The sequence below is a fragment of the Caballeronia terrestris genome, assembly GCF_001544515.1.
Taxonomy (GTDB): Bacteria; Pseudomonadota; Gammaproteobacteria; order Burkholderiales; family Burkholderiaceae; genus Caballeronia; species Caballeronia terrestris.
Genome location: NZ_FCOL02000087.1, coordinates 1 through 15424 on the forward strand (window position 1 = coordinate 1; position 15424 = coordinate 15424).

Here is a 15424-nt window from a genome sequence, read left to right on the forward strand (position 1 = left end):
GTACGGTGCTCGATGCTTGCCCATTTTGGCACCCCCTTATCCAAAGGATAGGTGTCCGTTTTCCCGGGTCAATCTCAGTCGTAGGGAAGCGGTACAGGACGGCGCGCCCATGGCCGGCCTGTTATGGCTGCGCCTCGCCCTCGCCACTTCGGTTTTACTGAAGGATGACGCTGTGACTAAGACGCCCGAATCCGCAAGCGAAGCTACAACCGAGCAGCGATTCCAAAGTGAAGAGAGGCGTCAATCATGTTAGGAATACCCCACTTGCAGGCACATCACCTGGCTCATTCTCCAACCCGTTGTGGCTGAGCCTCGTCGCCACTGCGGCCCTTGTGTCTACCTTGTAGGTCAGCCCGGTTCGCGCCGCAGACCCTTTCAAATCATCGGCGAAGCCGCAGTCGAGTGTACTCACCATCGACCCGAGAGAGGTGCAAAAGTCTTAAGACTGGCGGCCTCGATGGAATGGTGAAACGAAGGATCATTCGAGTACTCACGGTTTATAGCAAGACCTTCTACTTTACGGAACAGGAATCTGAACACGAAGCTTGACTACGAAGCAAGCCCGCATCTGGATGCCCTGCTGTGCCGCATGAGACCAGTATTACCCTGCCTCGCGCCTGGGCGTACCGACGCCATGTGAGGCTGAACGCGAAGTACGGTCTCGCTCGAAGGATATTCACCTGCTGTCCAGCACTACTCCGGATGAGCACTGCCATTAGATAACCCACGTAACAACTACGACGGAGGTTGCGATGAACAGAAGGGACTTTGTACGGACGGGCGCGGTGCTAGTTGGCGCGGGCCTTACGCTCACGTGCCATCCGGGGATGGTAAGCGATGCCATCGCCAACGAGTCCGACGAGTCCAAGCGGCGGGCGATCGATGCAAAGGTCCATGAGACCCTGTCGAAGCTGTACGCGAACGTCAAGGGTTCCAGGGAATTGGTCGACAAAGCGAACGGTGCGCTCGTGTTCCCATCGGTGATCAAGGTTGGCTTCGTCGCCGGTGGCGAGTACGGCGAAGGCGCACTGCGCGTAGGAGGGAAGTCCGTCGGCTACTACAGCACGGTATCGGGGTCATTCGGCCTGCAGGCGGGTGCTCAATCGAAGGCCGTCATCTTCCTCTTCATGACCCGTGATGCGCTGAACAACTTTCGCCATTCCAAAGGCTGGTCGGTCGGTGGAGAAGGATCGGTCGCGCTGTTGAAAGTCGGTGCGAACGGTGCGATCGATACGACAACCGCGACCGCACCGGTCAATGCGATCGTGCTGACCAATGCCGGTCTGATGGGAGATGTGTCGCTCTCGGGAACCAAGGTCTCGCGACTCAAAATTTGAGTGCGGCAATGGCCGCGCCCGTCTTGCGAAGCTTTGGTCGGCTTCGTGAGCCGGATAGCGGCTTGCGGGTGCACAGCGATGCATGAGCGTCGAGGCGACTGTTGAAAATGATCCTTTGTGGCAGGGAGCCGCGCTTCCCGATGTCCGGCGAAAGCGCAGTCGGGCAAGTCCTCCGTTTCAATCTCACATCTAGCATCGCTTCCCTGACTATGGCGCGAACTAGCGCCGGCCGCCACCGCGCGCGCCTCCGCCTCCACGGGCTGCGCCACTCCCACGGTTGAAGTTCGAGGATTGCGCGCTAGTCTGCCCGCGATTGTAGTCGCGCTGTGTCGCGGCGCCTCCGCCAACGCCTTGAAATGCCGAATCTCTGCCGCCTCCCGAGTAACCACCGCTCCTGTTAGCGGTTTGCACGTTTGACGAACCGGCACGAGCGGGCGTTTGCGCGCGATTGCTCGCCACTGCGCTTCGATTGGAGGTCTGGGCGCGATTGCTGGCTGTAGCGTCGCGGTTGGACGTCTGCGCCCGATTGTTGGCTGAGGCCGTGCGATTGGATGTTTGTGCCCGATTACCGGCTGTGTCACCTCGGTTGGATTGTTTGGACCGGTCGCTGACGCCCGCGGCATTCGGCCGGCTTGCGCGGTTCGCAGCACTCACGTCGCTCTGACGACCCGTGCGAGTTCCGGTTTCCGCTCGATCGGCGACGCTCGCGCGCTCGGTGGCGCCGCCCGTGCGACCGCGATAGTCGCGTCGCGCGTCAGTGCCCTGCACGCCCTTGGCGTATTTGTCACGTGTTGCGTTGTCGCGATAGGCTACCCCCTGACGATGTCCGGCGTCGTGCTTCCACTTGCCGCCCTCTACTTTGCTACTGTTGAAATTGCGGTCGATGTTGGCGGCCTTGTTCACGTTGACGTTGACATCGTTGTTATTCCAGTCGCAATTGCTGAAGATTGCGCCTGCTGCCGCGATGCCGAGCCCCCATGCGAACCCGCTCGCGAGTGCGGCACCGGGGTAATAAGCCGGGGGCGGTGGCCAGTAGGTCGGCGGGTAAGCCGGAGCGCTCCATCCGCCGTAGACGACGGTCGGGTTGTAGGAGGGCACGTAGACGACCTGGGGGTTGGATGGCTCGATACGCACAATGGTTTGTGACGCCGGGACCGCCTGGCCGCCTTGACTCGGCGTGGGCGCTTCGACAACCACCTTCTGTTGCTCGTTGGACGTCAGGTGTCCGGCTTTTTGAGCACGCACTCTCAGCCGCTGCACGGCGTCGAGCACGTCCTTTTCGTTGGCGAGGAATGCATCGCCGAGCCTTTGGGTCCAGTCGAGCTTGTCGTTCATCGGTTGCAGTATCTGTGGAAATGCGACCAATGACTTGACGCTGACGTCCCACGGCTGGTCCTGCACGGCTTTCACCGCAGCCTCACCCTTGAGATCCTTGTGCGTTTTCACCCAACGCGCAGCATGGACAATTTCGAGCGGATAGGTGGACGCCATCAGGACCTGGGATAACAACGAGTCGGGATAGAGCGCGATCGGCGCGACCAGCGCCTCGATCTCCTCCGGCGGAAATTGCTGGGCCTGAGACTCGGGAGTTGAGGCCGGGAGGGGCACCGAGGCTGCGGATGCAACAGACGCTGCGGCCGGAACAGACGCTGCGGCTGGAGCCGAGGCCGGCGGCGACTGAGCCTGCTGATCCTGCTTTGATGGACAGCCCGCCAACAGGACGACAAGGCCGGCGCTCAACAGTCGTGCAATCCTTATCGCCATGGTCACTCCCCGTGTGTTCCTTCAGGCAGCGAAATGTCCGTGGGCTTCGATCTCACAGAGGCGGACGATCAGGCGGATGAATCCGGTGACGGCGGATCGCGGCGCCTGCACTGTGAGCAGATGATGCAACGCATACTAGATTAGTACTCGCCGTGCGATCGGTACAGTTGAATGTGACATGATCGACTATCGCCAGGCGGAGGGGACTCGATCGAGGTTTTGACGCGGGCGCAGCGTTCAATTGGAGTCGTCGAGATGAAGAGGAGCAAGGCGATCGATCGATAGGACGCTCGTAGCACGCGGCGCTTTCGATCTCGCATTAGCTCACGTGCCCCTCTTTGCTGAAACAATGCGGCTTGCGAAGTCGCTTTTCGCACTGCGTGTCGTGCGTATCTTCGGTAGTAGATGCCATGTTCGCCTCGTTTGTCTGTGACGACCGGAAATCGTACAGCGATGTCCATCGCGTGGGCTGGCTTGCCGGCAATCCAACTGAAGCTCGCAGTTCCTCTAAAGCGTATTCGGGCAAGCGAAAGAGTCCTCGTTGTCATGCGTCGATCCAGTCGGCGTTGGTTGCCGTAGTTTTTGCGGCTACCGGCGTTGCGTCCGTTGACGCGCGCGCTGGCGATGAACTTCTTAGCTTCAGGGACGCCGAGGACAGGCAGTTCGACGTGAGTGACTTCCCGCTCAAGCACAAAGGCGCGCTACCTGTACCCATAGTGATCACAGAACCCGCTGTCGGCTACGGTCTGGGAATTGGCTGTTGTTCTTCTCCGGACCGGTCGCTGACGCCGCATCGGATCCGTCACGCGACGTCAAGGATCGTGTGCCGCCGAATGTTACGGCGCTCGGCGGCCTCTACACTCAGAACGGTACGTGGGCCGCCGCGGCGGGTCACTTTCACACTTGGGACAATGACCGATACCGGTATCTCGGCGGGATTGCCAAAGTCGACGCGCATCTTGACTACTTTGGTCCTTCCAGCCAGCCGATGGCCTATACCCTCCAAGGCGTTGCATTGATGCAGCAGATTCTGATGCGTATTGGCAACAGCCGCTGGTATGCGGGTTTTCGCTACGTCTTTGTCGATTCGTCATCGACGTTTGGTTCCGGCGAAACGCCGGCTGAACTTAGCAGCTTTCAGAAGGATCAGCGAATTGGTGCTGCGAGTATCCTTCTTGACTATGATTCCCGGGACAATATTTTCTACCCGGGGGACGGCAACTTTCTCGAGTTCGAGGCTCAGGCGGTCAGGACGGCCTTCGGCGGCACTGAGAATTACGATGTGTACGCCGCGCGTGGTTACACATGGCAGCCACTGACACACACGCTGATCCTTGGACTACGCGTGGACAGCAAGTTTTCGAGCGGTGACATTCCGTTTTACGCGCAACCCTACGTCGATCTGCGGGGTGTTCAGAAGGGCCGGTACCAGGACCGCAATGCCGTGGCCGCGGAAGTGGAACTAAGATGGGATTTCGTTCCCCGATGGTCGTTGCTTGGCTTCACTGGCGTGGGCAAAGCGTATGGACGATGGCACACCTTTTCTGAAGCGCAGAACGTCCAGAGCGTGGGAGCGGGCGTTCGTTATCTGATCGCACGCAAGTTGGGCTTGGCGGTAGGCATTGACGTAGCGCACAGCAAGGATCAGAACGCGTTCTATAAACAGGTCGGCAGCGCGTGGCGGTGACCGAAATTGGCGCTGCTGCTATCGCGGGAATGAGACGCAATGATGACCATGCGTGGCGAGCTATGACGAAGGGTCGCCACGCCGATGAGAACCGCCGTAATCCCGTAGCGAAACATCGCGCTCAATCCATTGGCGAACCGCAATTCGTGCAACCGGCGCCGGACCCGATAGGCCACCGAGCGGGTCCGACGCCTTCCGGCTGGTAGCGCTATGTAGAGGACAAAATAAAACGAAGAATCTTCAGCTCGATCTCGATGGGCGGTGCTCCCGGCGGCGATCATTCCGGATATGACCGCTGTCCCCATTCATAACGAAGCGCCACCACCGCGCCCTTGACCCGAAGAGTTCTTCATCGGCGACACCGTGGGTTGCACTGACAAACATCTGAACGAGCGTGTTCGGCTTGTGGCGATTCCTGCCACCTGCAATCTAGTCGATTTCCCCGGCACGGCGCGTGCGTTGATTCGTTGATTGGTGAAGTCGCGAGCGTCCTTCCAGCAGTTGCGTCAGCGGGTGCTTGTCGTGGACGTTGGCCAGCGCAAGCACCGCGCTATGCGTCGAGCGGCTTTGGCTGTCGACTCCGATGTGCAACTTCATGCCGAAATACCACTGCTTGCCTTTGCGCGTCTGATGCATTTCGGGATCGCGTGCTTTGTCGCTATGCTTGGTCGAACTCGGCGCGGCGATCAAGGCAGGCGCCGGAATTTGCGCAGCGTCGCCGCATCCGGCACAGCTTCACAACCCAGATCGATGCCCACGAAGCGGCGCGAGCTGGTGCTGTCGTATAGTGCCTCTTCGCAAGCGAAGTTGGCCAGATTGGACCAATGCTGAACGAAGTGAATCCGCGGCATGCGCTCCGGGCCAATCGGCGGGCGGCCGTTGCCGCGTTTTCGGTAGTACGGTTCAATCACCGCGCGCAGTTCGCCTCACGGCACGATGGTGTTCCTCGTGTCGAGGAACTTGTCACGCCGCGTGCGCTTGCGTCGCGTCTCGAATTCCGCCCCTCATCTGCTGCCATCGCAAGCGTCTGCTGTCTCATCGTCTTTTGTCAATCTCGTTGCACGTACGCTCTATAACGTTTTGCACCCATTCGGGGTGGACCTGATCAGTGTTGCCTTAGCTGACGGACACGATGCAACTTCAGAAAAATGACCTGCGCCTTCGATTTGACCTAAAATTGTGCTTGAGTCGGCGCGGAAAAAAATTGAGCCAGCGAGACGAATTGATCAGCGAGGCTGCAAACAACATCAAGGCACAGATTGCCGTCATACAAGACGGCGCTGTTTTCCTTAAGGAGATGAGCATGCAAGCTGCCGATATCATGACGACGTCGATCGTTTCCGCCGGTCCCGAGATGTCCGTGCGCCTGGCCGCAGGGACGATGGTATTTGCCGGCATCAGCGGGATGCCCGTGATCGACGAGGACGGCAAGCTTCTTGGGATTGTCACGGAAGGCGATCTGATGCATCGCGCGGAGATTGGGACTGGCGTCAAGACGCGCGCGTGGTGGCTTGAAATGGTCGCATCGACGCGCGAGCTGGCCGGCCAGTATGTGAAGGAGCACGCAAGGAAGGTCAGGGATGTGATGAGCACCGACGTCGCGACCGTGACCGAAGCGTGTCCGATTGCGGACATTGCTGAGCTGCTCGAACGCCGGCGTATCAAACGCGTGCCGGTCATGCGCGACGGAAAAGTAGTGGGTGTCGTGAGCCGCGCTAACCTGATTCGCGCGCTCGTGACAATGGCGCCTGAGTTGCCCGTTGCGGCCGATATAAAAGATCACTCGATCCGCGAAGCGGTTCTCGCTGCCATGGAAGGGCTTCCCTGGGCGCTTGCGCGTGAGAACGTCATCGTCGAGAGCGGGACGGTTCATCTCTGGGGCCAGATCGTCAGTGCAGAAGAAGGGAACGCCATTCGCGTTGCGGCAGAGAACGCACCTGGCGTCAAAGCGGTCATTACGCACTTCGGGCTTCCGACGCCTGATCTGTCGTCGGGGAAGTGACGATCATTGCCTCGTCTGGATCGCGTGAAGTTTTTCCATAATCTGCTCAAGGCATCGCTGTCAGTCGCAAACGCTGGCAACCCCAGAAATGGTTAACTGTAGCTATGCCGCCATCGACACTTCAGCGAGTTACTCATAGTAAAGCGCGTCGGCTTTGGTCGGCGGGACGTCGCGGATCGGTGCGACCGGTCGCCCTTAGTCGCGCCGGTCTACCCATCTGATTGCGCGCTACCCACGCACCACGGGCCGGCTACACATGGATCCATCCTCATACTCCGGTAGGTGTTCGGTTCAATGATGCGTTTCAGGTTTCGTGCGTTAAGTTCAGCGCGATGATGTCACAGTGACTGCTTTTACCAAGCCACGCATTACGCCTTGGTGGCTGGTCACTAATCGTCATCGACAGAACTTGATTGCGGCTTCTCGCTTTCGACACACGCCTACGGTTCGACCTCGACCAGCAGCCTGCCCGGTTGGCGATCGACACAACGAATGCACGTTGGGTACGGTCCATAGAGGGCTCGAGCGTACTAAAGGGGCAACAGGATGCGCAAGGCATGGATGGCGGCCGTGGTCGTTGCAATGAGCGGCGGCCTGGGGGCGTGCGTGCACCGGCTCTCGCCCAGCGCGGAGGTCGTGCGAGCGGCTGACTATGGCCCCTACCCAGCCGACTACAAGTCGATCATTGATCAATATCTCAAGGCGCGATTCAAGGACCCAGGGAGCATACAGGTAGAGTATTTGAGCACGCCGCAGAAGGCGTGGGACGGATTTAGCTTCAGCCCGTACTTCGGCTATGTGGTGTGCCTGACCGTGAATACCTCGAACAGCGACGGCGGCGTGATAGGGAGCCAATTGACTGGTGTGTTCATTAAAGATGGAAGCGTGGTGACGTATCGGTCTGCAGGCTATTCGGACAAGGGCGCGGACTTGGGGGTGCGTGACATGTGCAAAGATGTGGTCGGTAAGTTTGATACCCCCGCCTAGATCGAATGGTTGCCAAGTCAGATTCACGCCGATCAACACCGCTGTGCATCAATGCCTAAAGCGATGTAGCTCTACCGCAACTCCTAGAGGCTTACCATCACGCACCTGTCGACACGCAGCGCGTCGGGCGCGGGCGACCCGGCCTAGGGGAGCCATCCGACAATGGTGGGTATTGTCGGACAATGGAACGTCCCGTTTGGAGATGGCGTGCTCTGCAATGCAGGGCTCGCCGGATATTCGCCGATTCGACGGACGCGGCTTTCTATCGCATCGCGCCTGCCAGGTTTTCCACAATCAGGTCGAACTCGCCGTTGGTCAAGGATTGCGTCGCGGGGACGCCGGCCGCCTTCAGTGCGGCCGTGTCGAGCCGGGAGGCGTCGGACAGCGCAACCCGCAGGCGCGTGGCAGCCAGCGCTTCGAGCTTCTTGATGTTGGCGGCGCCACCGAGCGCTACGCGGATCTTTTCCGCACGTGCATTCTGCTGCATTGCGCTGTGCGCGGAGGCCGCGGCAGCTTCGACCGGTGCCGCGGTTTCAGCGGCAGTCGCTCCGCCCGGTGCGAGGTCGGCGTCTGCGCCTGCCGTCTTCAGGTATTCCTGCATGTCGGTCTTCATGTTCTCCGACATCGTTCCGAAGATCGCCTGCACGCCGTTGCCAACGCGCACGACGCCCGCAGCGCCGAGCGCCTTGAGCTTGCCGTCGTCGACGCGCGCCGGGTTGTTCACCGAGACGCGCAGACGCGTGATGCAGGCATCCAGGCTAGTAATGTTGGAACGGCCGCCGAAGGCGAGCACGAGATCGCGCGAACGTCCGCCAATGCCGCTCGTGCCGACCGCTGCCGCTTCGACGGTGTCGTCCTCGCGGCCGGGCGTCTTGAGATTGAAGCGGCTGATCACGAAGCGGAACACGAGATAGTAGATACCAGCGTAGATCGGACCGAGAATGAAGACGTACCAGGCATGGGTCGCCTTGTTGCCAATCAGGTTGAACATCAGCAAGTCGATGGCGCCTTGCGAGAAGGTGAAACCCATGTGCATGTTCAAGGTGTTCGCCACAAACTGCGCCGACGCCGCGAGGCACGCGTGGATGAAGTAAAGGACCGGGGCGACGAAGAGGAAGGCGAACTCGATCGGCTCGGTGATGCCGGTGAGGAACGAAGTCAGCGCGGCAGACACCATCATGCCGCCGACGGCGACCTTCTTCTCTGGCTTGGCGCAGTGCCAGATTGCGATCGCCGCGGCCGGCAGGCCGAACATCTTGAACAGGAACGCGCCCGACAAAATGCCGGCGGTTGGATCGCCCGCGAAGAAGCGGTTGATGTCACCGTGAACGACCTTGCCGGTCGTCGGGTCGAGGAAGCTGCCCGCCTCGAAGAAGAATGGCACATTCCAGATGTGGTGCAGGCCAAATGGAATCAGGAGACGCTCGACGAAGCCGTATACCGTCGCAGCCGTGCGCGGGTCCGAAACTGCCGCCCACTCCGAAAACGCCTTGATCGCGCCGCCGACCGGGGGCCACACCACGGACAAGATTCCGCCGAGCACGATGGCGCCGATTGCCGTCACGATCGGCACGAAGCGCTTGCCCCCGAAGAAACCAAGGTAGGGCGGCAGCGTGATCCGGTAGTAGCGGTTGAACATCCACGCCGCCAGCCCGCCCGCCAGGATGCCGCCGAACACGCCGGTCTGGATCGATGGAATGCCCATGATCGTATCGGGCACGACGCCTTCCGCCTTGGCGATCACGCCTAGTGTCGCCGTCATGACGAGATATCCGATCGTCGCGGCGATGCCCGAGACGCCGTCGTTCTCGGTGAAGCCGAGTGCGACGCCGATGGCGAAGATCAGCGGCAGGTTGCCGAAGATCACGTCGCCTGCGTTTTTCATCAGCGCAAGTACGATGACCGGCACGTAACCGTGGAAATCGGTGGCGCCGAGGCCGAGCAACAGTCCTGCCACGGGGAGCACGGCTACCGGCAGCATCAGTGATTTGCCGACTTTCTGCAAAACTCCGAAAGCATGCGTGAACACGGACGGTCTCCTGTTGATTTGTTTATTCGTCGAAAGGGGCGAGGAGGGCACGGACTTCAGCGGCGGTTCCGAGCTTGAGCACATCGGCGGCGAGCTGGCGCGCTTTGTCCATTGTCAGCCGCGCAAGCTGGGCCTTGATCGAACCGACCGCGGGAATGCTGACCGAAAGCTCGTCGACGCCGAGGCCCACGAGAACCGGGACCGCCATCGCGTCCGAGGCGATGCCACCGCAGATGCCGACCCATTTGCCGTGCTTGTGCGCGCCTTCGACCGTCATGCCGATCAGGCGCAGCACGGCAGGGTGAAGCGCATCGGCCTGTTTGGCGAGCTTGGGATGCCCGCGGTCCATTGCAAGCGTGTATTGCGTCAGATCATTCGTGCCGATCGAGAAAAAGTCGACTTCACGTGCCAGCGGCTCGGCAATCAGCGCGGCAGCCGGTACTTCGATCATTACGCCGACCTTGATGTTGTTCGCGCGATCCCCGGCCTCCTCGAGCAGCATCTTTTTCGCCGCAAGCACCTCCTCGATCGTGGCAACCATCGGGAACATCACGTGCAGGTTGCCGATTGGCGCTGCGCGCAAGATCGCCCGCAACTGCGTGCGGAACATGTCCGGACGGTCGAGGCTCACACGCACGCCGCGCAGACCGAGGAAGGGATTGTCTTCCTTGGGCAGCGGCATGTAAGAGAGCGGCTTGTCGCCGCCGACGTCGAGCGTGCGGACCACCAGTGGACGCTCGCGGCCGAGCGCTTCGGCCACGGCACAATACTCGGCGGCCTGCTCGTCCTCGGACGGCGCCGTGTCGCGGTCGTCGAACAGGAACTCGGAACGCAAGAGGCCCACACCTTCGGCGCCGGCCGCTACCGCATCGCGCGCTTCCTGCGCGTTGCGGATATTCGCGACGACTTCGACCCGGTGACCGTCGGCCGTCATGGCGACCTGGGTCGCGGCGAGCTTCTCTTGTTCGCGCTTGGCCGTCTGGCGCTTGATGCGTTCGTGCGCCTTCTCGAGTTCCTCGGCGCCCGGATTGCGCCGCAAGCTGCCATGCGAGCCGTCGAGCACGACGAGCGTGCCGTTTGGGAGTTCGAGCGCGCCTTCGTCGATGCCGCAGATCGCCGGGATGCCGAGCGAACGCGCGAGGATCGCGACGTGGCTCGTGGCGCCGCCAGTCGTCGTACAGAAACCGAGCACCTTGCTGCGATCCAGCGACGCGGTGTCGGACGGCGAGAGTTCCTCGGCGATCAGGATCGAGTCGGCGGGCACTTCGATCTGCGCCTGCTTCACGCCAGCTAGCAGCGCCAGCAAACGGCGCCCGACGTCCCGGATATCGCCGGCGCGTTCGCGCAGCAGCGGGTTGTCGAGCTTCTCGAGCGTGCTCGCGTGGTTCTGGAAAGCGTTGCGCCACGCGAAGCCCGCACTCTTGCCTTCGCTGATGCTGCCGATCGCCAGGTCGTTGAGGTCAGGGTCTTCGAGCAGTTCGAGGTGCGCATCGAGGATCTGCGCCTTCGACGGATCGGACAGCCTGGCCTTGAGCGCTTCGATTTGCTGATGCGCTTCGTGCCGGGCCGATTCCAGCCGCGCACGTTCGCGCTGTGGCGACTCGCCCGCTTCCCTGACCTCGATGACTTCCTGACGGAACTGCACGATCTTGCCGACTGCGAGTCCAGGCGAGGCCGATACGCCGGTTAGCTCGTCGGCGTCGGTGGCCGCCGCGCGCCTGGCGACGACGGGCGCTGCAGCAGCCATAGCGGGCGCCGGTGCGGGCGCGTCGCCGGGCTTTTCGCCCGAACCTTCGGTGAGCAGACGCGCGAGCGTGCCGGCGGCTTCGCCCGCATCGGGACCGGCAGCCTGGACGCGCAACTTGTCCCCGAACTTCGTTGCGAGGCCCATGATTGACACGATCGACTTGGCATTCGCGCTGTCACCGCCGCGCAGCAGCCGGATCTCGGACTTGTACTTCTTCGCCTCGGCGGCGAAGACCGCGGCTGGCCGCGCATGCAGGCCCGCGGGATTTGGCAGTGTGACTTCGTCGGAGAGAATCGCGCCGGTCGCGACGGTTGTCTCTTCCGAGACCACGCCGCCGACAAGTTCAACGGACAGCGCAGCGTCCTGTCCCGCGGTGACGAGGCCGATCGCGGGTACGTAGCGCGTCACGAGCTCCCCGTTGGCGATCACGATCTGGGTCAGCAGGCTCACCGCCTTGGCGCCAACGACGATCGGGTCGAAACGGATCAGCGGCTGCCCCACCGTGACGATGTCGCCTTCCTTGACCAGCGGGGTGAAGCCCTCGCCGCGCAGCAACACGGTGTCGAGCCCGATGTGCATCAGGACTTCGAGGCCGTTGTCACCCGTGATCGTCGCGGCGTGGCCGGCGCGGTGCAGTTGCGTGACCTTGCCGGGAAGCGGAGACAGCAGTTCATTCGAGGTCGGATCGATCGAAACGCCATCGCCGACCATTCTCTGGGCGAAGACCGGATCGGGCACAGTTTCGAGCGGCACCATGACGCCCGAGAGCGGCGCCAACAACTCGATGCGGACCGGAGACTGAGGAGCTTTCATTCGCGCGACTCCTTTTGTTCGACACTCGGCTGATACGGTTGATATGAGCAACGCGAGCGTGGTCTACGCTGGCGCAGAGGGACCTGTGCTCAGGGTCTATCGAGATCGAGCAAAATTCTGTGTGTGCTGAGTCGCCGTGCTGAACGGCCTTGAACCGCCTAAGCTGAATCATAGGCAACGACTTGATGATTCGCTGCCAAATTAATGCACGCCAGTTCGGGAATTGATGAAGGGCTGAAGAAGCAGTCAAGACCAGTGTGTTGGGGAATCCTCGCCATTTGTTCGCTGTGTGCAACAAATCCAGCGATTGAGAAGAATCATGAATCGGTCGGAGAATAGGGGAGCTTTAGTATTTGGAAAATCAAGCAGCCCAGCCGCAATCGGGGAGATTCGTGATGAATCGCATGAGCCTCATTGCCATGCTCGCCGGTGCGGCGGTCGCGCACGCGGCAATGGCCGAGTCGGAAATTAACGTGGATATGACCAAAGGGTTAAATCAGACAAATTTGACGGGCACTCCGAAAGTTAACGCAACTGCGGTCAGCATCGATCCGGCAACCCGCACCGTCACGCTCAAAACGACGAAGGGCAAGGTCGTGGAACTGGAGGTCAGGAACGAAGCGCGCAATTTCGACCGCATTGAAGTTGGCGACCTGTCACCGCCGAATATCGCGAGTCGCTCTCGCTAAGCTTGTCGAAAAAGAAGACGACCGCCTCACGGTAGGAAAGCGGATAAGCTGATCGGGCCATCGCGGGGGCAAAGCCCGGAGGCGTGCTCGGCCGCGAAGTGACGATCATCGCGGTTGTCGTGGCACATCTGAGTCAGCAGGTCGAGCCTGGCGCGGCTCAATCCGCAGTCGTTGCGCGTCTCGGATCCACTAATGAAACTACGATCTCCCTGGCGGCGGTAAGCGCACATCTGGCCGATCCAAGCTGATGGGGTCACGACGACCACCGCTGTCGATATCGACGCATCAGGCGAGGTATTTGGCGTCCGGCAGCGCTGCAGGTGATCGAGGTCTGTCGGCCAATGTCGGAAAGTGGACACGCGATGATGTGCTTATTGACTTTGGCCGCCGTTTGAGACCTCGTATTTCTCGCGCATGAAACGAGACGCGGACCCAAGGTACTTCACGTGGCTAGCCCGGGCCGTCTCAAGAATGGCAGCGCTTTTGAGGTCAGCGGCTGTAGTCGTTACCTGCTTGTCCCGTATGAGTCGCTAGAAGCTCATTGCAAACCCGAACGAGACGCCATGTACGTTTTGCCCGAACACGTACCGCACCATCGCGCGTGTCCTCGTGATCACGACTGGGTACTTGCTGCTGTCGAGTTCCAGACCCACTCCAAGCGACGTGAGGTTGTTGAAACCGAGCACGCCGGCGCTGTCGCCGAAGTATTGCGAATAGGCGGTTTCGAGTACATAGCGAACCGGCCTGTCGAGTGCATGCCAGCCTGTGGGCGCGCGCCAGCGTGCCCACAGGCTCAGTTGCTGCGCGTCCGCCGTTCCATGAACCGCTTGAGATGAGCTGCCAAAGCTCTGCAGATGAATGTCGGTGGCCCGCAATTCGACGTCGATCTCGTAGTTCTCGCGGTAGTGCTCGAAATCCAGCATGAGCGAGCCGCCGTATCCATAGGCGTTGAGCGCGCCATCGTCGAGAAATTGAAGGTTGCTGTCGGTGACATGGTTGACGAGCGACTGCGCCACCCTCAAATCACTAGAAACGCGTCCGATGACGCCGTTGAGGATCGGGCGTATCGCCAGTTCATCCGTGATCGGGAAGTTCCATCCGACACCGACTGTCGTGCTGAACGAGTTCCATTTAACTGGGAGTGGCCGCTGTTGTGTGCCGTCCGTCGCGATGAACGTCGGGTCATAGCGGCTGTATGCGAGCGTGCCCTCAAGGTAGAGGGGAAACGATTTGCTGAGCACGAAGCCGCCTCCGAGCTGTGACTGACCGAACCCGGGATTACCGGTCGCGCCGCTGTTGATCGAAAGGGAACTGGTGGTGACGTCGGGAACGGTAGTGTAGGTCATGAGCGCCAGGACGGCGTCGGCGTGGTTTTTGACATCGCCTCCTATGACTGTGCGATTCGACAGCGGAGGCTGGGTCCCCGCAGAGGACTGCGCGCCGCATTCGGCCCACTGCAGGGCCGAGGCGAGCGCGATGCAACATGCGAAAGACGTCCGACGCAGGGAATGTGCAATCAACGGTAGCCGTTTCAACTGATATCGGCAACGAATCAACGTGCATGGAATCATTGCGCACCTCGCGTGGACGATCGCTGCAATCCGGGAGACGTTGACGCCAAGGGTACACGGATGCCCGAAACGAACATGGTCCGCGCGTCGGATGTCGTCAGTGCACTCGACCGCAGGGTAATTGCCCATACTTCAAATTCCGCTGCATAGTATGTAGGCGCCTGACCGTCTTTGGGAATGGTGAAACGTCGCGGCTTGGGTAAGTCTGCTTGATTGCAGCATTCGAATGGTATAGAACTCAATGCGTCCATCAAAACCTCGACACGCTCGCCGGGATGCGGCCGGCGAAGCCGAAAGTGCGCGAAGCACTTAGCCCGGCTATCGGTCTTCCGGCCGCGACCGGAAACGCTGATCTGAATCAAGTCGTCGAGACGCTTTTCAGGCCATGGTTTCCGGCTGCCCCATCAAACGTTAAGAACGTTACGAATCCAGCGCATCCCGGGCGCCGGTTCTCGGCCCGCGGTGCTGCTGGCTTTCAACAACGTCGAGCCGCATTCGCTGCGCAGTCTTGAAGGGCGGATTCACAACCTGTACTGGAAGAACCGCACGATCAACGTCAACGTGGTGCCGCCGTGCGAAGAAGAGTAGAGGCGGCAGGAAAGCGACGTGGGCATTCTGAGCTGACTTGTCGGCGGCAAGCGCGAGAGCGACGTTCACGCGGATGCGCGCGTGACGGACGCGCTCGCGCGCATCGTGCGGCTCGATCCGCAGCTTCGGCTCGTCGACAAGCACGAAGCGCGCATGGCTCAGGCGCTTGCTACTTGCATCGGCTATGTCGATGGCCTCGTCGGCGGGTTG

Annotated in this window: 9 protein-coding genes and 2 pseudogenes; 5 read left to right on the forward strand and 6 right to left on the reverse strand. The window is 60.8% G+C overall.

The features are described 5' to 3' along the window. Positions 1–752 precede the first annotated feature (752 nt). Entirely contained in the window at positions 753–1337 is a 585-nt protein-coding gene (locus tag AWB67_RS31125; protein WP_087659958.1) for a BPSL1445 family SYLF domain-containing lipoprotein, read from the forward strand. Between the two features lie 219 nt (positions 1338–1556). On the opposite strand, the gene AWB67_RS31130 is transcribed toward AWB67_RS31125, so the two are convergent. After that, positions 1557–3101: a DUF3300 domain-containing protein gene (locus AWB67_RS31130; RefSeq protein WP_087659959.1), complete on the reverse strand. Its 1545-nt coding sequence runs from the start codon at positions 3099–3101 to the stop codon at positions 1557–1559. 554 nt (positions 3102–3655) lie between these two features. Between AWB67_RS31130 and AWB67_RS31135 the strand changes: the two are divergent. Next, positions 3656–4788 (forward strand): annotated as a pseudogene (locus tag AWB67_RS31135) (BamA/TamA family outer membrane protein). 240 nt (positions 4789–5028) lie between these two features. On the opposite strand, the pseudogene AWB67_RS31140 reads toward AWB67_RS31135, so the two are convergent. Then, positions 5029–5827: pseudogene (locus AWB67_RS31140) on the reverse strand (transposase). A gap of 264 nt (positions 5828–6091) precedes the next feature. Here AWB67_RS31140 and AWB67_RS31145 point away from each other — a divergent pair. Further along, the gene (locus AWB67_RS31145; RefSeq protein WP_087659963.1) at positions 6092–6790 is read left to right on the forward strand and encodes a CBS domain-containing protein; all 699 of its coding nucleotides are present in this window, start codon (positions 6092–6094) and stop codon (positions 6788–6790) included. A gap of 546 nt (positions 6791–7336) precedes the next feature. Then, positions 7337–7777 carry a hypothetical protein gene (locus AWB67_RS31150; protein WP_087659960.1) on the forward strand — a complete coding sequence of 147 codons (441 nt, stop codon included), beginning with the start codon at positions 7337–7339 and terminating at the stop codon, positions 7775–7777. A gap of 262 nt (positions 7778–8039) precedes the next feature. On the opposite strand, the gene ptsG is transcribed toward AWB67_RS31150, so the two are convergent. Both ptsG and ptsP read right to left on the reverse strand, forming a co-directional pair. Beyond that, positions 8040–9806: a PTS glucose transporter subunit IIBC gene (gene ptsG, locus AWB67_RS31155; RefSeq protein WP_087659961.1), complete on the reverse strand. Its 1767-nt coding sequence runs from the start codon at positions 9804–9806 to the stop codon at positions 8040–8042. Positions 9807–9828: 22 nt separating this feature from the next. Beyond that, the gene (ptsP, locus tag AWB67_RS31160) at positions 9829–12366 is read right to left on the reverse strand and encodes a phosphoenolpyruvate--protein phosphotransferase (protein WP_087659962.1); all 2538 of its coding nucleotides are present in this window, start codon (positions 12364–12366) and stop codon (positions 9829–9831) included. 395 nt (positions 12367–12761) lie between these two features. Here ptsP and AWB67_RS31165 point away from each other — a divergent pair, with 395 nt between their 5' ends. Further along, complete coding sequence (locus tag AWB67_RS31165) at positions 12762–13055, forward strand: hypothetical protein (RefSeq protein ID WP_200822351.1); 294 nt, start codon at positions 12762–12764, stop codon at positions 13053–13055. Between the two features lie 530 nt (positions 13056–13585). Here AWB67_RS31165 and AWB67_RS31170 read toward each other — a convergent pair. After that, complete coding sequence (locus tag AWB67_RS31170; RefSeq protein WP_235025430.1) at positions 13586–14626, reverse strand: hypothetical protein; 1041 nt, start codon at positions 14624–14626, stop codon at positions 13586–13588. A gap of 420 nt (positions 14627–15046) precedes the next feature. Then, positions 15047–15424, reverse strand: a 378-nt coding sequence (locus AWB67_RS41010) for a hypothetical protein (RefSeq protein WP_159965009.1), incomplete at its 5' end; no start/stop codon positions are given.